Origin of the sequence: Frankia casuarinae (genome assembly GCF_000013345.1) — a bacterium.
GTDB lineage: Bacteria > Actinomycetota > Actinomycetes > Frankiales > Frankiaceae > Frankia > Frankia casuarinae.
Map to the genome: position 1 here is coordinate 2,725,366 of NC_007777.1, position 18,289 is coordinate 2,743,654.

General features: G+C 71.1%; 17 protein-coding genes and 1 pseudogene. 7 read left to right on the forward strand and 11 right to left on the reverse strand.

The window, feature by feature from the left end; translation table 11 throughout:
- Positions 1–274: 274 nt before the first annotated feature.
- A pseudogene (locus FRANCCI3_RS11810) lies at positions 275–832 on the forward strand (recombinase family protein); the annotation flags it as partial.
- A 52-nt stretch (positions 833–884) separates the two neighbouring features.
- On the opposite strand, the gene FRANCCI3_RS11815 reads toward FRANCCI3_RS11810, so the two are convergent.
- Together FRANCCI3_RS11815 and FRANCCI3_RS11820 are read right to left on the reverse strand one after the other, a co-directional pair.
- Positions 885–2,294, reverse strand: a complete 1,410-nt coding sequence (locus FRANCCI3_RS11815) for a hypothetical protein (RefSeq protein ID WP_041257900.1) — start codon at positions 2,292–2,294, stop codon at positions 885–887.
- Positions 2,295–2,557: 263 nt separating this feature from the next.
- On the reverse strand, positions 2,558–2,992 hold the full coding sequence (locus FRANCCI3_RS11820) for a hypothetical protein (protein ID WP_011436765.1): 435 nt from the start codon (positions 2,990–2,992) through the stop codon (positions 2,558–2,560).
- Between the two features lie 173 nt (positions 2,993–3,165).
- On the opposite strand from FRANCCI3_RS11820, the gene FRANCCI3_RS11825 reads away from it, so the two are divergent.
- From FRANCCI3_RS11825 to FRANCCI3_RS26945, 5 genes are read left to right on the forward strand one after another with little or no spacing between them, the layout of a single operon-like run.
- Entirely contained in the window at positions 3,166–3,582 is a 417-nt protein-coding gene (locus tag FRANCCI3_RS11825) for a plasmid mobilization protein (protein WP_011436766.1), read from the forward strand.
- On the forward strand, positions 3,579–5,033 hold the full coding sequence (locus tag FRANCCI3_RS23440; protein WP_049760909.1) for a relaxase/mobilization nuclease domain-containing protein: 1,455 nt from the start codon (positions 3,579–3,581) through the stop codon (positions 5,031–5,033). The genes FRANCCI3_RS11825 and FRANCCI3_RS23440 overlap by 4 nt, the downstream gene beginning before the upstream one ends.
- Before the next feature lie 12 nt (positions 5,034–5,045).
- A complete protein-coding gene (locus tag FRANCCI3_RS11835) occupies positions 5,046–5,225 on the forward strand; it encodes a hypothetical protein (protein WP_023840308.1) in 180 nt (59 codons plus the stop codon).
- Positions 5,219–7,144, forward strand: coding sequence for a toprim domain-containing protein (locus FRANCCI3_RS23445; RefSeq protein ID WP_011436768.1), 1,926 nt, complete (start codon positions 5,219–5,221; stop codon positions 7,142–7,144). Before FRANCCI3_RS11835 ends, FRANCCI3_RS23445 begins: the two co-directional genes overlap by 7 nt.
- Positions 7,145–7,159: 15 nt before the next feature.
- Positions 7,160–8,017 (forward strand): hypothetical protein, encoded by an 858-nt coding sequence (locus FRANCCI3_RS26945; RefSeq protein WP_011436769.1) that lies wholly within the window; start codon positions 7,160–7,162, stop codon positions 8,015–8,017.
- Between the two features lie 103 nt (positions 8,018–8,120).
- Here FRANCCI3_RS26945 and FRANCCI3_RS11850 read toward each other — a convergent pair whose 3' ends face one another.
- The 8 genes from FRANCCI3_RS11850 to FRANCCI3_RS28060 all read right to left on the reverse strand — a co-directional run bounded on the left by FRANCCI3_RS11850 (position 8,121) and on the right by FRANCCI3_RS28060 (position 15,006).
- On the reverse strand, positions 8,121–9,173 hold the full coding sequence (locus FRANCCI3_RS11850; RefSeq protein WP_011436770.1) for a zeta toxin family protein: 1,053 nt from the start codon (positions 9,171–9,173) through the stop codon (positions 8,121–8,123).
- The gene (locus FRANCCI3_RS11855) at positions 9,163–9,474 is read right to left on the reverse strand and encodes a hypothetical protein (protein WP_011436771.1); all 312 of its coding nucleotides are present in this window, start codon (positions 9,472–9,474) and stop codon (positions 9,163–9,165) included. Before FRANCCI3_RS11855 ends, FRANCCI3_RS11850 begins: the two co-directional genes overlap by 11 nt.
- Before the next feature lie 50 nt (positions 9,475–9,524).
- Positions 9,525–10,103 (reverse strand): DUF4913 domain-containing protein, encoded by a 579-nt coding sequence (locus FRANCCI3_RS23450; protein WP_011436772.1) that lies wholly within the window; start codon positions 10,101–10,103, stop codon positions 9,525–9,527.
- The gene (locus FRANCCI3_RS11865) at positions 10,078–11,886 is read right to left on the reverse strand and encodes a type IV secretory system conjugative DNA transfer family protein (RefSeq protein ID WP_035958263.1); all 1,809 of its coding nucleotides are present in this window, start codon (positions 11,884–11,886) and stop codon (positions 10,078–10,080) included. Before FRANCCI3_RS11865 ends, FRANCCI3_RS23450 begins: the two co-directional genes overlap by 26 nt.
- A complete protein-coding gene (locus FRANCCI3_RS11870) occupies positions 11,871–12,305 on the reverse strand; it encodes a hypothetical protein (protein ID WP_011436774.1) in 435 nt (144 codons plus the stop codon). Before FRANCCI3_RS11870 ends, FRANCCI3_RS11865 begins: the two co-directional genes overlap by 16 nt.
- A gap of 67 nt (positions 12,306–12,372) precedes the next feature.
- A complete protein-coding gene (locus FRANCCI3_RS11875) occupies positions 12,373–13,059 on the reverse strand; it encodes a recombinase family protein (RefSeq protein WP_011436775.1) in 687 nt (228 codons plus the stop codon).
- A gap of 166 nt (positions 13,060–13,225) precedes the next feature.
- Positions 13,226–14,470, reverse strand: coding sequence for a nucleotidyl transferase AbiEii/AbiGii toxin family protein (locus tag FRANCCI3_RS11880; RefSeq protein ID WP_011436776.1), 1,245 nt, complete (start codon positions 14,468–14,470; stop codon positions 13,226–13,228).
- Between the two features lie 8 nt (positions 14,471–14,478).
- A complete protein-coding gene (locus FRANCCI3_RS28060; RefSeq protein ID WP_011436777.1) occupies positions 14,479–15,006 on the reverse strand; it encodes a hypothetical protein in 528 nt (175 codons plus the stop codon).
- 283 nt (positions 15,007–15,289) lie between these two features.
- On the opposite strand from FRANCCI3_RS28060, the gene FRANCCI3_RS29070 reads away from it, so the two are divergent.
- Positions 15,290–15,700: an HIT domain-containing protein gene (locus FRANCCI3_RS29070; protein ID WP_369807866.1), complete on the forward strand. Its 411-nt coding sequence runs from the start codon at positions 15,290–15,292 to the stop codon at positions 15,698–15,700.
- A 102-nt stretch (positions 15,701–15,802) separates the two neighbouring features.
- Here FRANCCI3_RS29070 and FRANCCI3_RS11895 read toward each other — a convergent pair whose 3' ends face one another.
- Complete coding sequence (locus tag FRANCCI3_RS11895; protein ID WP_011436779.1) at positions 15,803–18,250, reverse strand: Tn3 family transposase; 2,448 nt, start codon at positions 18,248–18,250, stop codon at positions 15,803–15,805.
- Positions 18,251–18,289: the final 39 nt, after the last annotated feature.

An 18,289-nucleotide genomic window follows, 5' to 3' on the forward strand; every position in this document is an offset into this window, starting at 1 on the left:
GCTGGCGAGACAACCCGATGGACGGCGCACTGTGCGCTACCACCACCGTGATGTCATCGCGTTCGTCGAGGCTCGCCACGCCGCAGCCAGCCCCCGGACAGAGGGCGGATTGGCGTCGGCGGTTTCGCGTCCGGTTGGGGTACACCCCAACACCACACGATCAACTAGCGCGAGAAGTGTCAGGTTAGAGTCCGTCGCAGCGTTTCTTGACGTATGTCTACTTGGTTCTTAGAGTCCATCCTGACATTTCAGGGTGCGGAAGGGGTCAGGGCGGATGCGGGTCGGCTACGTCAGAGTCAGCAGTGCCGACCAGAACACGGTGAGGCAACTTGACGGGGTGGACGTCGAGCGGGTGTTCGTCGACAAGGCGTCCGGGAAGGACAGCGACCGGCCGAAGCTCGGCGAGATGATCGCGTTCGTCCGCGACGGCGACACCGTGCTCGTGCACTCGATGGACCGCCTCGCGCGCAACCTCGACGATCTGCGCAGCACCGTGCGGATGCTGACGGGCAAGGGCGTGCGGGTCGAGTTCGTCAAGGAGGGCCTGACCTTCACCGGTGAGGACTCGCCGATGGCGACCCTGCTGCTGTCGGTCATGGGCGCGTTCGCCGAGTTCGAACGCGCCCTCATCCTCGAACGCCAGCGCGAGGGCATCGCCGCCGCCAAACAGCGCGGCGTCTACACCGGCCGCAAACCCGCCCTCACCCCCGACCAGGCGCGTGATCTGCGCGAGCGCGCCGCCGGCGGCGCGCGGAAGTCCGACCTGGCCAAGGCGTTCGGCATCAGCCGCGAGACCGTGTACACCTACCTGCGGGCCGCACGCCCGGCCGGATGTGGCAGCGGATCTCCACCATCTGACTCACGTGACCGCGCCGACGGCGCTGTCACCTGCCGGTATGGGGCGGCCTGCCCGGGATCGTCGGCGACGCCGGGATCGTCGATGCAGCCGAGTCGGACGGTGACGGGGGCGACGCCGGCGTGACGCCCGCCCGGGTGGGAGGGAAAGCAGCGCCGAGCAGGCCGGCCACGGCGGGCGGACGGGCGGGGGCCGGGCGGGGCTCTGCGGGATGCTCGTAGGTACGCCGTAGGGCGCGGTCCGGCCCGTACAGCTCGCCGCGGTAGCGTGGTGGATCCTGTCCCTCGGCCGGCACTGTCCCCGCCGCGGTCGCGTTGACGTCGCCGCGCAGATCCCGGCTGTCGACGGCGACGATCTGGCGGTCCGGGCTGTACATCTCGCAGCGGACCAGAAGTGCCGCATCGTCCCCGACCTGCCCGCGCAGGCGGGCGATCTCGTGTGCCACGACGCTTTCGGCCACACGGTGCGGGTCGGCGTCAGCCCGGGGCGTTCCGACGCCGTACAGCACCCAGCTCTGTCCACCGTCGGCGGAGACGAGCAGCTGCCCACGTGGCCCGGCGGTCGGACCTGCCGCCGGCGCTGGGGCGTCGAACTCCCACCGTCCGCGCCGCAACTGCAGCCAGTCGACCGGCGGCGCCGGTTGCCCGGTGTGCAGACTGACCCAGTCGCGCAGCATCTGCCGGTTCTCCGTCGACGCCCTGCCGGGGTCGATGCGCACCCGGGCTATCTCCACGTCGTTCTCGGTCAGGACCAGGGGAGCGGTCGTCGCGCTGCGGCTCAGGGCGTAGCGCACGGGTTCCGCCGGCCCGGCCAGCGCCGGCGCGGCCCCCTGCGTACCGGTAGCGGCATGCTCGGGATCGTCGGGCAGGTAGGGCAGGTCTTCGACGTCGAGCCCTGCTGCTGCGGCCGGTACGCCGGCCACCGCCAGCGGTGCGTGGTCGTGGACCGCGACGACGAGAAGACCGCTGGCGTCGCGGTCAAAGATTTCGACGCGGTAGTGCGCCCGATCATGCAGATCCGTGCCATCGCGGCGGTCCGCCTCGACGGCCTTCTCAGCCTCATGCATGGCGAAGTCGGCCGCATCGCCCTCGCGCAAGACGATGCGTAGGCCACGCAGTGTCCAGATCTGCCTGTCGGGCGAGGTGGACACCAGCACCGTCCAGGCCGCCGCGGGAAACGGGGGAGCGGTTTGAATGCGGCGCAGACCAGCGTGGACAGGTGCCCAGTCGGATAGTGGTGTCCTGACGTCGGTGTGCAGAGTGATCCACTTGTCGAGGAGGCCTTCCTCGGCTGATGCGGCCACATCCAGTCGGACTGCGGCAGCCTGCTTGCCGTCGATGGCCAGAGTGGCGTCGAGAATATTGCCGACTCGGGTGGTAGCGACATCGACGGTGATTCGTTGGCCGACGCCGGCGGTCGCCAGGGAGGCGGTCAGCACACGTTGTTCGGTCAGGGCGGCGGCGAGGGCGGATACATGTCGTCGAACGACATCTGCCCCAGCAGGGCCGAGATCGGCACCGTCCGTCGCCGTCGTGCCACGATAGCCGCCTCCCTGGACCGCTTCCGAACCCGTCGTCTGCCGTGCACGTTTTGCGTTGTCCGTGACGCTAACGGGTGACATGCTCACATGGCGGAGCATTATGGGGGAAACAGCAGGTCCGAGGGGAGATCATGCACTTCTCTGGCTGCGTGACGTCACGATCAGGCCGAGGTTTCCGCACTGTCCGTCGCAGGGATGTCCTGCGTGGGCAGGCGGCTGTCCGCGCTGGTGGGGCGGCCTGTCGGCGCCGCCGTAGGGGTGGACGGCGAGGTACGTCGGCGCCGGGACAGCGGCGGGTAGTTCAGCGCGGCGAGCTCCTGCTCGGTCCATCCGGCGTCCACCGCGGCGGCGCGTCTGGCCGCGTAGTCGTCGTCCGCGGCCGCGATTTCCTCGACGGCGGCGTCGGTCAGAGCGCGTCCTTCGGCGCGGGCGGCGGCGAGCAGCTCGGCCGTGCGGGCCTTTGCCCGCGCGGGCCCGTCGGCGGCGTCGGCGCGCCGGGCCGCCGCGAGACCGAGGTCGCCGATCGCGGCCACCCGCCCGCCCAGTGCCTCAAGCGCCGCCTGTTCCGCGGCCTTTCGGGTTGCCTGGGTTGCCATCGCCTCACCGTCTCCTGCCGTGAAAACGCGGCGACCGCCCCGTCCAGCCGCCGCTTTGGACCGGGCCACGCTGGCAGCCGCCGCCGGGCCCTGTCACCTCAGATCGCGGCAGCAAGATATCCATCCGTCCCACGGATGGAGGGTCCGCGCCGGCGGGCGCGGACAGGGCGGCCGTGACCGGCACGAGTGGGGACGGCAGCGGCCTGTCTGCGCGGCCGCGCCGCTACCGGCCCCCGGGACAGGGCCGGGCGGTGTACCGGATACGGCTCGCGGACGACGAACTCGCCGAGTTGCGCGAGGCAGCCGGACGCGTCCAGATGAGCCTCAGCGGCTACATCGCCGAGGCAGCCCTCACCGTGGCACGCAACACGCGACCGCCGACCCAGACGCCGTGGCGGGACGCCCTGGTCCATCTGGCCGAGGCATCCGCTCAGCTACGCCGCGTGGGAGGAAACCTCAACCAGCTCGTCGCCCGCTTCCACACCGTCGGTGAGCCTCCCGCCCGGTTGGAGGAAGTGCTGCGGATCGTGCTCGCCCACGCGGAACGGGTGGAGCGGGCCGCAGACCGGACCGCCGCGAAACTTCCATGATCGGGAAGGTGGTGCGGGGGAAGGAGGTCCACGGCCTGCTCTACTACCTGTTCCGCGAGTCGGAGGAGCACGTGGACCCACATCTGGTCGGCGCCTTCGACGACCACGAACTCCTCGAACCACCACGCCTGCCTGACGGAAGCCGCGACATAGGCCCGTTGGGCCGGTGGATGAACCAGTTCATCAAACTCACCCCACCGCAGATCCGTCCGAAGGCGATCGTGTGGCATCTGTCGATCTCCGCCGCACCCGAGGACCGGACGCTCACCGACGCCGAGTGGCGGCAGGTGTGCGCGGACATGGTCGTGCGCACGGGTCTGGCCCCGGCCGACGATCCACACGGCTGCCGGTGGGCTGCGGTGCGCCACGCTGACAACCACGTCCACCTCGTCGTCGTACTGGCCCGTGGCGACGGGCGACGGGCTCATCCGGACTCCGACTACCACCGGGTAGGGGAGGTGTGCCGGGACGCAGAGATCCGCCACGGCCTCCGCCGCACCCGGGCACGTAACCGCACCGCCGAGCCGCGGCCGACCCGTGCCGAGCAGGAGAAGGCCGCCCGGCATGGACAGGAGGAGCCGGTGCGGGTCCGGCTGGCCCGCACGGTGCGCGCGGCCGCGGTGAGCGCGCATGACCGGGACAGTTTCGCCGCCGCGCTCGAACGGGACGGGCTGCTGGTCCGCTGGCGGCACAGCGACCGGAACCCCGGCGAGATCACCGGCTACGCGGTGGCGTGGCCCGGTGATCTGACCGGCGACGGGCAGCCAGTCTGGTACGGCGGGTCGAGGCTCGGCGCTGACCTGTCCCTGCCGAAACTCGCCCGCCGCTGGACCCCACCCGCGGACGGCGACGTTCCGGAGGGGCAGCGGATCGTCGATCCGGCCGCCCGCCGGCAGACGGTCGCCGACGCGGCCCGCGCCGCCCGCGTCGCTGCCGGCCATATCCACACCGCCGCCACCGATCCGGCCGCCGCGGGGACGGGGGAACCGGCCGCGCATGCCGCCGGCGACCTCGCCGGCGCCGCCGCCCACCTGTTCGGCGGAGGCGGGCCGGGTGTGCTCGACGGCGCCGCCCGCCGTCTGGTGCAGGCCGGCGCTGCCCCCTACGGCCGTACCCCCCACGCCGATGGGACTGCCGATCTGCTGCGTGGGCAGGCGCGGCTGCTGCGTGCGCTCGGGCGGATCGGCGGGCAACGCAACGACGCCGCCGAGTTGCTGCTCGCCCTGGCCGAGCTTGCCGAGGCCATCGCCCGGCTGCGCCGCGCCCAGCAGGCCCTCGACGCCGCCCGCGACGCCCAGGCCGCCGGCGATGCGCTGCGCCAGCATACCGCCGCCCTGAGCCCGCCGCGCCCCCGCACCGCCGCGGTGCGGGCTTCTACGGTGGCCGCACCGTCGCAGGACGCCCGGTCGACCCTGGCTGATCCGACGCCGCCCACCCGCCCTCACCGGTAGGAGCCGCCCGCCATGCCTGACACCGATGCCGCTCTGCGTCAGCGTCTCGATGACCAGCAGACCCTGCTCGACGCCCAGCAGCAGCAGATCGAGGATCTGACCGCCGCCTACGAGGCGCTGACTGACACTGTCGCGGCACTCCACCGCCGCCTAGCGGCGGTGGAGTCGTCGGCTGGCTCCCGGCCGTGGTGAGCGGACCGGGACCGGTCGAGCCGCAGGTCGCTGCCCACCTGTCGGCCGCGGCCGCGCAGGCGGGCAGCCGCGACGGCTGGGCCCGGTGGCTGGCGCTGGCCGGGCAGGCCCGCACGCGAGCAAACCCGGTGCGGGACGCTGCCCTGCTCGTCGACCCGCTGACCCGCCTGTTCCACGCCCGCGGCTACAGCCTCGCCGCCGGCGAGCGTGGCCAGGTGCGGGTGGACCGCGTCCACCGCACGGTCACCCACCCCCCGACGTTCCTCGCGGATCTGGGGATCATGCAGGATCTCGCGCATGCCGCCGCCCACCTGATGCTGCACCCGGATCTTGGCCCGCAGGTCGACTGCGTCGGGCGGGACCGCGCCGAGGCGCTTAGCGTCGCCTACCTCGTCGCCGCCCACGCCGGTGTCCCCCTGCCCGTCCCTGATGCCCTGCCCGATCCGCGGCAGTGGGCCGCCGGAGCGGATCCGGCCGGCGTCGTCCGTGAGGCCACCCGTCGGGTGTGGAGCGCCGCCGACCGGCTGGGCCATGCTCTGGCTCCCGGCCCGCGCCCGGGTGCCCAGCAACTCCGCGAAGCACGCCGGCGCGCTAACACTCCCCGGACCGAGGGCCTTGCCACCCGGGCGCGGACGCTGCGCGTCCACGCGGACTCGTCGCTACCGCCCCCACCCCGACAGGCCAGCGCCGAGCATGCCCGGCTCTACGACGCGATCCGCGCAGCCGCCCGCTGGTACACCCTGCACCTCACCGGCGCCGCCGACGGCCCGGCCGGACGGATGCTCGCCGAGCGGGGCCTGGCCGACGTCGCGTCTGATCCGCGGTGGATGGTCGGCTACGCCCCGCCCGGCTGGACCGGGCTCGTCGACCAACTGCACGCCCTCGGGTTCACCGAGCAGGAGCTGCTCGACGCCGGCCTGGCCGCTCGTACCCGCCGCGGCACCCTGGTGGACCGGTTCCGTCACCGGCTGCTGTTCGGCCTGCGTGACCCCGACGGGCGGATCGTCGGGTTCATCGGCCGGGCGCTTGACGGGCAGACCCCGAAATACCTCAACAGCCCCACTACGGTTCTCTTCGACAAAAGTCGGCTGCTGTTCGGCCTGGCCGAGCAGCGCGACCTGCTCGCGGCCGGCGCCCGGCCGGTCGTCGTGGAGGGGCCCACCGACGTGCTCGCCGTCGCCGTCGCCGCCCGCCAGACCGGCCGGGCCCTGGCCGCGGTGGCGGCCTGCGGCACCGCGTTCACCGCCGACCACGCCCGTGTGCTGGGCTCCGCCACCCCCGGCCGGGACGGGATCACCGTCGCCCACGACCCCGACCCCGCCGGGCTGCGTGCCGCCGCCCGCGCCTACCAGGTGCTACGCGACCTCGACACCCGCCTGCACCACGCCGACCTGCCCGCCGGGGCCGACCCCGCCGGGCTGCTGGCTACCGCCGGCCCGGACGCGCTGCGCGCCGCGCTGAGCGACCCGGCGCGGCTACGGCCCCTGGCCGCCGCCGTCATTGACCAGCGCCTTGCCTGGCTCGACGACGACCACCGCCGCTTCCTCGAACATCAGTTCACCGCCCTGCGGGCGGTGGCACCGATCATCGCCACCGAGGATCCCGCGCTCGTCGGCGGACTCGTCTCCTATACCGCCGGGCGTATCGGCCTGGACGCCAGTGATGTCATCGGCGCGGTCTTCGACGCCGTCGGGGACCTGTCCGGCGCGGCGCTGGCCCGTCTGCACAGCGGCACCGGCAACCGGTCCGCCGCCGAGATCAGCGCCGCCGCTGCCCTGCCGGGTGCCGGGGGGCCGCGGGCCGCGGCGGCGCTCGCCGCCGCCTACCCGTCCTCCACCCGCCCTGTCCTTGCCGCCCTGTCCCTGCCGCCCCGGCCCGCCTCGGTGGACACCGCCGCCGACCAGTCCCGTGCCCGCTGACCTGGAGTCCCTTTCGTGACCGACCCGCAGCCCACCCAGGCACCCCCCAGCTACCCGGATCCACTGACCGACGCCGTCAGCGCCGCCGCCGAGAAATCGATCGGAGCGCTGACCGCCGTCACGTTCGCCGCGCAGATCCTCGTCGAACGCAAATCCGGAAAGACCGAGCAGGAAACCGCCCGGCTCCGCGACCAGCAGGACGCCTGGGCCTCCCACCACCATGCCCGCCGCTTCCCTCACGGCGACGGTCCGGGCAACAGCGCCGACCGAGACGGGTCCGCGCGGGACCGCGGCGCCGATCGGCAGGACTCTGCCGCCCGGCAGCACCGCACCACCGACCTGCCTGCCGAGGACCGGGCCGCCGCCAAACAGGCCGTCAGCGCGGTGTTCGCGGACAGGCCCGCGCTACGGGACGCGATCCGCGAGGCGGACGCGTTCGACGCGTTCGCCCGCCGGCTCACCACACTTGCCCGCGACCTGTCCCTGCATCCCGCCGACGTGCTCCGCCATGCCCGCGGCATGGCCGGCGGACTGGAACGGCGGGACGCAGCGACAGCCGCGGCGACGTTGCACGCCCGCCTCGGCTGGCTGGCCGACCCCACCACCGCCCCCCGCTGGGCCCAGCAGCGGGCGCAAAAAGCGCACAACGCCGCCCACCGACAGGATCGTGTGACCTCGCGCAGCCCGCAGCCCCGCCGCCCCACCACCTCCTCCCAGACCCGGCAGAGCCGCGGCGGCTCCGCCGGGCAGACCCGCCGCGCCGCCTACCCCGCCAGCCCGCTTCGCCCCACCCCACCCACCGGCCCCGCCAGCCCACCCCGCACCCCAGAGGCCGGCCCCACGCCACCCCGCACGGCCGGTCCACGCCGCTGACCCCCAGCCGGACCGCGCGAGGCGGCTACGGCTGTGACGGGTCTCCTGCTGCGGCGAGTCCTCGAGGAGGCAGGCAAGAATGCTGATCATTACGGCATTGTCATTACCGGCGGGGGTGGCCCTCTTGGTGGGGCGATGGTGGAGACGGGGGCTGCATCCGCTGGTTGCTCTCCTGCCGCACTCTCGCGGTTGCTATCGATTGGAGGGGTCGAGGGAAGCCGGCGGCCAGGGTGCCACCGGCCAGGCAGGGCAGGAGGTCCGTCGCTGGGAGAGGGGAGTTCGTCCAGGGGGCGGCCAGCAGCGGACGGGCCAGGTCGATCACGTCCTCCACCATCTCTTTCTCGACCGTGGCCCGTGCCAGCGCATGTACTCTGCGCGCGGCCTGCGCAAAGCGGCGTGTTTCGGTGGGGGTCCATGTCCGGGTTCGTTCGGTGTGGATCGCTGCAGCCGTCCGCGGAGGGTGCCGCCACAACCCGTCGGGCTCGCGACTGTTCAGGTACAGAGACGTGTTTCCGCGACGGAACACGCTGGTGGTGTGCACGGGAACTGTTCGGAGATCGATGGCGTCTGCTTCACGAAGAATCGCCTCGAAGCAGGCGTCGTGAATGGTTGGATCGATCGGCCGGCCGTAACCGTGTGCGGCGACCTGCGTCCAGTACCGGTCTAACACCCCCAGCCGGCTCAGCGCCGCGGGGACGGCGAGAAAGGCCACCTCGACGCGGTAGCCGGCCGCGGCGAAACGCCGCGCCGGATGTTCGAACTCGTCCGGAAGTCGCATCGCCGACTCCATGAGCACGTCGATGCGGTGGTCGATAGCCCATTCCTGGGCCTTCTGCATCCACCGGCGTCCGTCGATGCTGGTGTAGGCGCCGGCTGTGGTGTCGTCCGCTGCCATGAGCGACGGGTACATCGGGTGATACGGCTTGAGAACATCCAGGTCGATGTGGATGGCTCCGCCGCGCCGGTCGAGCGCCTGAGCCACCATGAGCGCCGTGGCGGTCTTACCGGCACCCGTCTGTGCTGCGAGGAACACCACGACCGGCGCGGCCTGCCTCGGCCGTCCGGCATACTCCGTTGGAACGATCAGATCATGGAAGATCTGGTCGTTGCGGGCCTCGGACAGCCGGTAGCGCTCCCGGTCAACATCACTGGCCACGCATCGACTCCAGGTAGCGCAGTGCCGCGGCGGAGGCACGCCGCGCCTCGGTGACGGCCTGCGGGTCGTCGGGGCGCAGCTCCCGCCGGAGGTCGGCAAATGCCTTCATCTGCTGCCGCCACCCCGCGACGTCTGTGGGGCTGGAACCTCCCGGGTCGTCGGCCGCAGCCGACACCAGCGAGGCGTAGCCCCCCACAACCTGGTTGATCTCCTCGACCGCAGTCTCACAGGACGCCGCAGTGGCGTCATGCCATTCGAAGGCTGTAAGGCCACCCACGACGGACTCTTCGGTGTTCTCCATGCTGTCTTTCTCCTCTCCCGCCGGTCAGTGAGACAGGATTCTCCACGCCCTTATTTCAGATAGGCGCCGGCATCGCCGTCGTGGCCGTAGGGGTCGTTGACCTCCGGGGCGCCGGCGGGCCAGCCGGCGGATGGGGGGACGGTACGCAGGGACTGGTCGGGTTCATGGGGGTGGGTGGCGCGGTCGGGGTTGCAGCGGGCGAACGGGCCGGTGGGGCTCATCAGCCGGTGCAGGTGGGGGTAGAGGTGGTGGGTCAGCCAGTCGGAGATGCCGGTCTGCGGGTTGAGTCGGAAGTGTTCGAAGGTCCGCCAGCAGGCCTCGAGGATGAGGCCGGCTTCGGTGTGGTCCCACCAGTGGGGGCACCAGCGGAACTCCCCGCCGAGTGGCCGGGCGAAGGCGGGGGCGAAGAACTGTTCGACGAACGCGACCACGTCCGGGTAGAGCGGGTCGGCCTGTTCCTGCTGTTCCTGTCCGCGGCTGTCGGCGCTGCCCGCCGGGGCGGTCGGGGTGCTGGTGAGGTCGCTGAAAGCGGCGTCGTGGTCGTCGATGGCGGTTTCCAGGCGGGCCAGGCGGGCGGTGAGCGCGTCGAGTGTCACCTGCAGGTCAGAGGTGGGTGAGGGGGCTGTCATCGGTCTCCTCCTCGCCGGCGGGGTGGGCGCCGGTGGCGCGGGCGGTCAGGGTGGCTTCGGCGGTACGGATGGCGGCGGTGATCTCGGTGGCGCGGGGGCCGGTGTACCAGGGGCGCAGGGCGATCGCGGCGATGCGGGAGCCGGTGGCGAGCAGCAGCGCGCGGCCTTTGGGGATGGCGCGGATGTCGGCGGCCTCCAGGATGCGCTGGCGGCGGCTGGAGATGGTCGACGAGGCGCCCTGGGCGGAGCGGGTGACCGAGGTGGTGTCGACGTCGTGGTCGCCGACGAGGCGGGAGAGGTCCTCGGCGAGGCGCGGGTCGTCGATCCCCGCGCCGATGATTTTGATGGTGGCCGCCGACCACAGGGCGTCCATGCCGGCCTCGCCCCACACGCGCACGCCCTGGCGGTAGGACTGCAGGATCGTCAGGGGGACGATGCCGCGGCTGCCGAGATGGGAGTACAGGTCGGGCAGATCGGCGATCTTGCAGATGTTCGCGGCTTCGTCGAGGACGAGGGCGAGCGGCGGGTCGAGGCGGCCACCGGAACGTTCGGCGGCGACGACGGCCGCGCGGACGATCTGGTCGGTCAGCGCGGCGACCAGCGGGGAGGCGGCACCTTCGTCGGTCTTGGACAGCAGGTGCAGCACGTCGCGGCCGGCCGGGATCGCGGCCACGTCGAGGCGGCGGTCGGTGTGGCCGGGGGTGACCCAGGCGAGGATCCGGTCGTTACGCAGGCAGCGGGCGGCGGCGCGGGCGGTTTCGTAGACACCTTCACGGGTTTCCGGTGCCCCGGCCTGCCGTCCGCGCAGCCCGGCGGCGACGGCCGGGTAGCCGCCGGCGGCGAGGAGTTCGGCGGGGACGGGGCTGGCGGAGTCGTTGAGCCATTCGTAGACGTCGAGCAGGGTGCGCCCGCTGGTGGCGGCGGCGAGGAACAGGGCGGCGAGCAGGTCCCCGGCGGCGGCCTGCCAGAAGTCCCCGCCGGTTTTCTCCCCGCGGATCTCCTGGAGGAAATGCCCGGCGAGCCGGTCGGCGTCCTCGACGGCGTGCACGGCGGCGAGCGGGTTCCACCACCAGGTCTGGGGGGCGTGGGCGATGGCCTGCGGGTCGAACGTCCACACCCGGCGGCCGTCGCCGGCCCGCACCTGTGCGGTGGCGGCCCACAGGTCGGCCTTGTTGCCGGTGGCGAGTACCGGGCCCGGCGCGGCGAGGGTCATCGGGATCGCCAGCGCCGTGGTTTTCCCGGCCCGGGGAGCCATGACCGCCAGGAGCACGTCCTCCCAGGATGCGCGTAGCGGCAGCCCGCGGGGCAGCAGGTCACCGAGGAGCAGGCCGGCGTCGTCACCGAGCCGGCGGGCATCGGCATCCGACAGGGAGGGGCGCAGCGCGCGGGCACGGTCGGCGGCGCCGGCAGGGGTGAGCGTGGCCAGGTCGGCCGGGTCGGCGAGGGAGGGCAGGGCAAGCCGCCAGGGTGCCGAGCGGCGCCGACGCCGCCGTGCCCGGCGCACGGCGCGCACGGCGACGACGGCCAGGGCGGTGGCGGCGGCGAGGGCCAGCACGGCGAACACCACAACCCACCCGGCCGGGGTTGCGCCGGTGGCCCGGGTGGCGTCGCCGGCGAGCACGGCGGTGACGAACGCGCCGAACGCCGGTGGATGGCCGCCCCCGACGACGGCCGCCAGGCGGACGGTCATCCATGCCAGCCAGCCGACGCCGATGCTGCCCCACAGGCCGCCGAGGATCACCCAGGGCAGGACCGGCCCGCGGCCGTTCACCGCACGTCCCACATTGCCGCGTCGCGGATCGCGGCGTCGGAGTCGTACAGCTCCGCCTCGGCGGGCAGCAGGGTCATCTGCACGGGTATCCCGAGCCTCCCCCCGGTTTTGATCAGGTATTTGCCGCGGCCGGGATGGCGGGCGCCGGCCCGCCAGGAGTCCGGCGCGCTCCAGGAGGTGACGAGCTGTTCCTCGGCGTCGGTCAGCGGGGTGATCTGCTGGACGCGGGCGAGTTCGCGGGGCGGCAGGCCGGCGAGCACGGTGATCGCGGCCCGGTCGATGAAGCCGGCGGCCTTGGCCCGGTCCTCCTCGGTGGGTAGCGCGTCGAGGTCGGCCAGCGAATGGGTGACCATGAGGCTGGCCATGCCGCGGGCCCGGTTGAGCCGGGTGAGCGCGTCGGCGTGCCGGGGGCGCCGCGCAGCGCCCGCCACAGCTCGTCCATGACCGCAAGATGGGGTGCCGGTAAGAAACGTGTCACCAGCCGCAAACGGCGATGATCTAGCTGGCCTGCGGCGGGGCGGCGTCGAGCTGGTGGCGGGTCCGGCCGGCGGCGCGGAGTTCGCGGAGGTCGGGGATGTGGTTGTAGAGGGTGCCGGGGCTGACACCGAGGAGCTTCGCGATCGAGGTGACGCTGGCGTCCGGGTTGGGGAGCATGTCGCGGGCGGCGCGGATGATCTCTGGGGTGGCGACGGTGGGCCGGCCGCCGACGCGGCCGCGTTCACGGGCGGCGGCCAGGCCCTCGCGGGTTCCAGTAACGATGAGCTCGCGGATGAACTCGGCCAGCGCCGCGAACACGTGGAACACGAGCCGGCCACCGGGGGTGGTGGTGTCGAGGTTCTCGTGCAGGGAGGTGAACCCGACGCCGCGGCGGCGTAGGTCGCCCACGGTGGTGATCAGGTCTTGCAGGGAGCGGGAGAGCCGGTCGAGGGCGGGCACGACGAGCGTGTCCCCGGGCTGGGCGAAGGCCAGGCAGGCGGTGAGCTGGGGGCGGTCGGTGTCGCGGCCGGACTGCTTCTCGGCGAAGATCCGCCGGCAGCCGGCGGCGGTGAGCGCGTCGATCTGGCGCTCGAGCTTCTGCCCGCCGGTCGACACCCGGGCGTAGCCGATCCGGATGTGGGTGAGCACCGCCGGCTCGGCGGCGAGGAACTTCGCGGGCTCGAAAGCTGCGGTCACGACCGCGATCATCTCAGCAAACGGTCCCGCCGGGGTTGTTGACGGTGCCGGTTTTTGAAGGAGTTTTTGACGACTCCAGGACTGTTGTGGATCATCTCGGGCCGAGCTTCAGGAAACGTAGGTTTCTTGAAGCTCGGCTACTTCCAGGGTGGCGCAGAAACGCTGCGAAGCAAGTCCTCTATCGCGTTGGTGGCCGGGGCGCCTGGCCCGGGTGAGGCGGGAGCGTGCGAGGCTGCGCGGGCGGGGTCCGTGGACCGGGTCTGAGAGATGGTGGCCGGGGGAATGCCAGCGCGTGGAGATCCGAGCGGGGAGGGGACCAGCCGCGTCCTGGTGCCCAGGTGCTGGTCGGAGACGCTGTGGTCAGCTCTGCCACGAAGCCTGCCGCGGCGCGTTCCATCGCGTCGAAGTCGGGGTAGCGCGCGAGCTGTGGCTGGTCGGCCTTGAACGTGTTCACCGCCGACCGCCAGGGAACGTCGAGTTCACCGGGTCTGCGGCCGGCTCCGTAGACGTGGTAGGGATGGGGCAGGCCATCGCGGCCGAAGCGGACCTGGTTGTTGACCTCAAGCGCCTCCCGCATGTGACGGGCCTCCACGGAACAGGTACGGATCATGTAGTGGATGTCGAAGAGGTCCTTGTAGCGGTGGCGAGGGCCAGGTGCGACCTGGCGGGACGAACCGGGGGCTGGCCCGCTCAGCATGGAGATCTTGTCTGCGAGCTGGCTGGCCGTGGGGTACATCATGGGGGTAACGGGCGCCAGGCCGGGCACGGCGATGCCAACGATGGACCGTTCGGCGTGGTGGGCCGGGCCGAACAGAGGAACCCGGTCGGGCGGCTTGATGTCGATCTCAAGTCCGATTGGGTCGTCGACGGGACGTGCCTGGCCGGGCCCGTATCTCGGGTCGATCGGCTGGGCGACGATCACTCCCATGATTTTCCCGCTGTCGTAGACCCTGACATCGGCGCTGTAGCGGACCAGTCCTCCAAGGCCCAGCCCACGCTCAGCTCGGGCGGTGTCGCCCGCGTTCACCGTGACCGCATCCACAGCCTGCTTGACATGAACGCCGTAGGATTCCGTGATGTCGAGAGCGCACAGGTCCAGATCGAACGCGGATCGGGCCATCACATACGCGGGATGGATTTCGTTCGGCTGAGCGGGAAGAAAGTCGGCAGGCCACGAGAAGTCTGTGGCGGGCCGGGAAGGAAGCGCCAGCGAACCGAAGATGATCCAGTCGTGCGGGGTTCGGTTCATGAGGCGCGCTGCGAAGTCCCCGGTCAAGATCTGGTGAAGTGCGCGGTCGGCATTGAACTCCGCTGCGCGAGCCCGATCGGTGACGTAGGAACGGAACTCCGACCATGAGGGGAACGCCTCACGGAACTCCGGCCCGATGTGGGAGTCGGGATTATGGCTGTCTGTGTCGGCCATGGGCTTGACTAGCGCTGCGGGTGGGCGGGGAAGTCTACGCTGTCCTCGTCCGCCGCACGCAGAATCGACTCCAACGAACCCGCGGTTTCACCGCTGTAGGGCGATGTCCTGGCGGTTACTTCCAGACCTCGAGCCAACTCGGTCTCGTTCGCTAGGTGGGTGCGCAGAAAGGCGTGGGCGACGCGGCCGAGTTCGGCGAGGTCGAACCGCCCGCTGTAGGTTAGATCGCGCAATGTGCGTGCGGGAGTGGTCACAAAAAGATCGGACCGGGTCGTCCACTCATCGGCAGCTACCTCGCCAGAGTGCAGGACGATGCCAGGATGAGAGCTCCTTGGCCGGGCTGGGCCAGCGGGAAGCGTGAACTCCACGCCGAGTCCCGGCCGGTCACCAATCCCGTAGACCCGCAGCGCCGTGGCATGGGAGACAACGCCGCACCCCGGGGCATCCCGCAGCCACCCCGGCCGCTCCGGATCCAGCATCAGCCACTGGCTGTACAGCCGCGGAAAAAGATGCCTCCCACCAGCGCGAATACGCATCACCCCCTCGATGACAGGCTCAACGACCCCTGCTTCTTTGAAACGCCCAAGCTCGACGACGGAGACACCGGCTCTCTCCGCTTGCCGCTCCGTGACACACCCCCACTGACCTTCAGCCAAATCACATAGCGTAGCGACCCGATCGATCATGTGCTTATGCTAACGTATGGCGCCCGTTGGTGTAGACCGCGCAGACACAGCGCAGGGCACGGAGGGCGTGGACATGAGCAGCGAATGGCTTACCACGTTGGAAAGCGGTGAGGAACCCCACGTTCTCCATCGAATGCGCACTGGATGGGCAGTGCTAGGCAGCACGCAGCATCTCCCCGGCTACTGCCTGCTCGTCTACGCCGGATCGGCAAACCATCTGACTGACCTTCCCCGCCCAGAACGAATGGACTTCCTTTTTGACCTGTCCCTTCTCGGCGAGGCCGTCTCGCAGGTATGCGCGGCTCGGGACGAAGACTTTCTGCGGATCAACTACGAAGTGCTGGGGAACCTCTGGCCGCATCTCCACGGCCATGTACACGCACGTTACAGGTGGGAGGAGGAGAGTCTCCGGGTCGGCCCCGTTTACCTATATGGCGCGGAGCGGACGAAGAAGGAACACGCGATTAGCGCGGCACACAACCAGCTTCACGCCGATCTACGAGCGGCACTATCCACCCTCACACGCGACGCGTATGGCACGTGACGAGCGTCGTTGAACTCTCCTGGCGAGGGATGCGGTTACCAGCCGGACCCGGCATGTCTCAGTCTCTTCCCCCCGACCCGAGGCATGCCAGGCTGTTCGGGTCTACACCAGCGGCGCCGCGGCGGACACGCTGAGTGTCAGGCGGCTGGTCATGTCGAGTTTCACCTCGCCGTACGGGGCGACGTGCGTCCAGAATAACGGGGTCAGGCCGCGCAGGTCGGCGTCGGTGAGCTGCTCGGCCCAGTCGTCGTCGGCGAGGACGTCCTGGACCATGAGCGTGTTGACGTAGACCAGGGCGGCCTGCAGGACCCGTAGGCAGAGGACGGAGAGTTCCTGTTCGTCGCGGCGGTTGGTGGCGATGTCGCCGCCCTTGCCGAAGAAGATGACGCTGTTGGCGCGGTTCCAGGACTCGACGACGTTGAGGCCTTCGTTGATCTCGCGTTGCAGGTCCCGGTCGCGCAGGTAGCGGGCGACGAACAGGGTCCGCTGCGCCCGCCCGACCTCGATCATGGCCTGGTAGGTGGGGTGGATCGCGTTGGTCCGGGTGAAGCGGCGCAGGATCGCCTCGGCGGAGGCGGTGCCGGTCCGGATCGCGGTGGCATATTTGATCATCTGGTCGTACTGTTCGGCGACGACATCCCAGCGGATCGGCCGGGTCAGCGCCGGACCGAGCCGCGGGTAGGCGTCCGGTTCGCCAGCAGCCGGCCGGTAGAGCCGAACCTTGTTGATCCGTTTGATACGTGGGAGCAGGTCGAAGCCGAGCAGACGGGTGATCCCGAAGCCGATCTCGGACTGGCCGTGGGAGTCGACGTAGGTGCCCTCGACCTCCATCGCCGTACCGTGCCGGATCGCGCCTTCGACCATCGCGGCGACCTCGGACGCGGTGCAGCTGATCAGCTGAGAGTGGATCGCCATGCTTTTACGTTCGACGTGCCAGTAGATCAGCACGCCGCGGCCGCCGTAGCGGGAGTGCCACTCGGTGAAGATGTTCTGGTCGAACGCGCCGAAGTGCGTCGAGTCGCTGGCCACCGCGGTGGAGCCGGCGCCCCAGACCTGCTGCGCCCGGGCGGCGAAGGTGGCGTTGGCGATCTCGACGGCGACCGTGCGGGCGAGCTCGGCGGTCAGATACCGGCGGCGCACGTAGCGCAGGTCGTCCTCGCTGTGGCCGTTCTGCGCGTTGCCGGCGACCGCGCGGATGCCGGTGTTGGTGCCGTAGGCGTAGATCGCGAGCATCAGCCGTTCGGCGAGCACCTCGGGGGCCAGGTCGCCACGGCCGGCCATGGTGGTCGCGGTCGCGAGGCAGCCGGTGCGCAGGACCGCCTCCTTGAGCATGTCGATCAGGGGGACGGTGCCCCACCGGGTCCGCACCTCGGCCTTGAGGCGGCGCAGGTTGCGCGGTTCGGGTGCGGCGTCGAGGTCGGTCAGCCGGATCGGGCCGTTCCTGCCCCGCTCGGCGATCTCCAGCCAGGGCAGCTTCGGCAGCGCGGTGTCGAGCGCCGCGAGTTCGGTCCGCATCTCCTCACGTAGCTGGTCGATGAAGGCGGTCGGGTCCAGCGGCTTACGCAGGGCGGCGTAGTGCGTGGCGCGCTGGGCCTCGAAGTCGGCTGGCAGGTCTTCATCGGGGTTGCGCCACTTCTCCGCGCCGACGACCCAGATCTCCTTGCAGCGCAGGCTGTCGCACAGGGCCTGGAAGGTGCAGATCTCGTAGACGCCGCGGACGACCCGCTTCGGGCCCTTGGCCGGGTCGGTGAACACCAGCTCGTTCCAGTCGCCCAGCAGCCCCTTGTGCGTCGGGACCGTCTCCCCGACGGGGAGGTACGTCAGCCGGGTGTCGGCGTATCGGCGGATCAGGTCGAGGGCGTCGAGGACCGGCCGGTGGGTGTCGTTGTTCGACCGGAACTCCAACACGTCGAGCAGCGCGATCAGCCCGCGCCGGTAGTGGTTCGAGTACGACGCCTTCAGCGTGGTCCGCACGGTGCGCCGGTACACCGGCCCCTTCGTCTTGAACTCGGCCACCAGCTCCCGCAGCGTCTGCTCCCCACCCGCGACCGCCGGGAACACCACCTCACGGACCGGCTCGTCCGGACTGCTGAGCGAGGCCTCAGCGATCGCGAACAGGATGTTCTCCTTGCCGGTCACCCGCTTGAACGCGTTGATCAGCTCCTCGGTGACCTTCCGGTCCGCCCGCGCGCCGATCCGGTGCACCGTCGAGATCAGCAACTCCACCAGCGTGTCCGTGATCTCCCCGTGCCGGTGGTGCAGCAAGGCCGCGAGCAACGTCAGCATCAGCGGGTCGGGATGGTCCCGCAGGTGCGACGGGGACTCCACCGCGGCCCGGGTCCGCCACGCCGCGACGACCCGCGGGGCGACATCGGCGAACAGACCGTCGGGCAGGTCGACCGCGCGGACCGCACGCATCTTACGGATCTCGGTCAGCATCGAGTCCAGACTCACGTTGCCCGGCACCGACTTGATCAACGCCAGCACCGACTCCTGACCGGTGTCGTCGTCCGGGACATCGACCGCGACCAGGGCGCGGATCAGCCACATCTACCAGAACTACGTACGGGCCGAGACGCACGCCGCCGC

Coding starts and splice junctions, on each gene's coding strand:
- FRANCCI3_RS11820 (WP_011436765.1), bottom strand. CDS start 2,992: ATGGCAACCCAGGCAACCCGAAAGGCCGCGGAACAGGCGGCGCTTGAG.
- FRANCCI3_RS23440 (WP_049760909.1), top strand. CDS start 3,579: ATGATCGGGAAGGTGGTGCGGGGGAAGGAGGTCCACGGCCTGCTCTAC.
- FRANCCI3_RS11835 (WP_023840308.1), top strand. CDS start 5,046: ATGCCTGACACCGATGCCGCTCTGCGTCAGCGTCTCGATGACCAGCAG.
- FRANCCI3_RS11855 (WP_011436771.1), bottom strand. CDS start 9,474: ATGGAGAACACCGAAGAGTCCGTCGTGGGTGGCCTTACAGCCTTCGAA.
- FRANCCI3_RS23450 (WP_011436772.1), bottom strand. CDS start 10,103: ATGACAGCCCCCTCACCCACCTCTGACCTGCAGGTGACACTCGACGCG.
- FRANCCI3_RS11875 (WP_011436775.1), bottom strand. CDS start 13,059: ATGATCGCGGTCGTGACCGCAGCTTTCGAGCCCGCGAAGTTCCTCGCC.
- FRANCCI3_RS11880 (WP_011436776.1), bottom strand. CDS start 14,470: ATGGCCGACACAGACAGCCATAATCCCGACTCCCACATCGGGCCGGAG.
- FRANCCI3_RS28060 (WP_011436777.1), bottom strand. CDS start 15,006: ATGCGTATTCGCGCTGGTGGGAGGCATCTTTTTCCGCGGCTGTACAGC.
- FRANCCI3_RS29070 (WP_369807866.1), top strand. CDS start 15,290: ATGCGCACTGGATGGGCAGTGCTAGGCAGCACGCAGCATCTCCCCGGC.
- FRANCCI3_RS11895 (WP_011436779.1), bottom strand. CDS start 18,250: ATGTGGCTGATCCGCGCCCTGGTCGCGGTCGATGTCCCGGACGACGAC.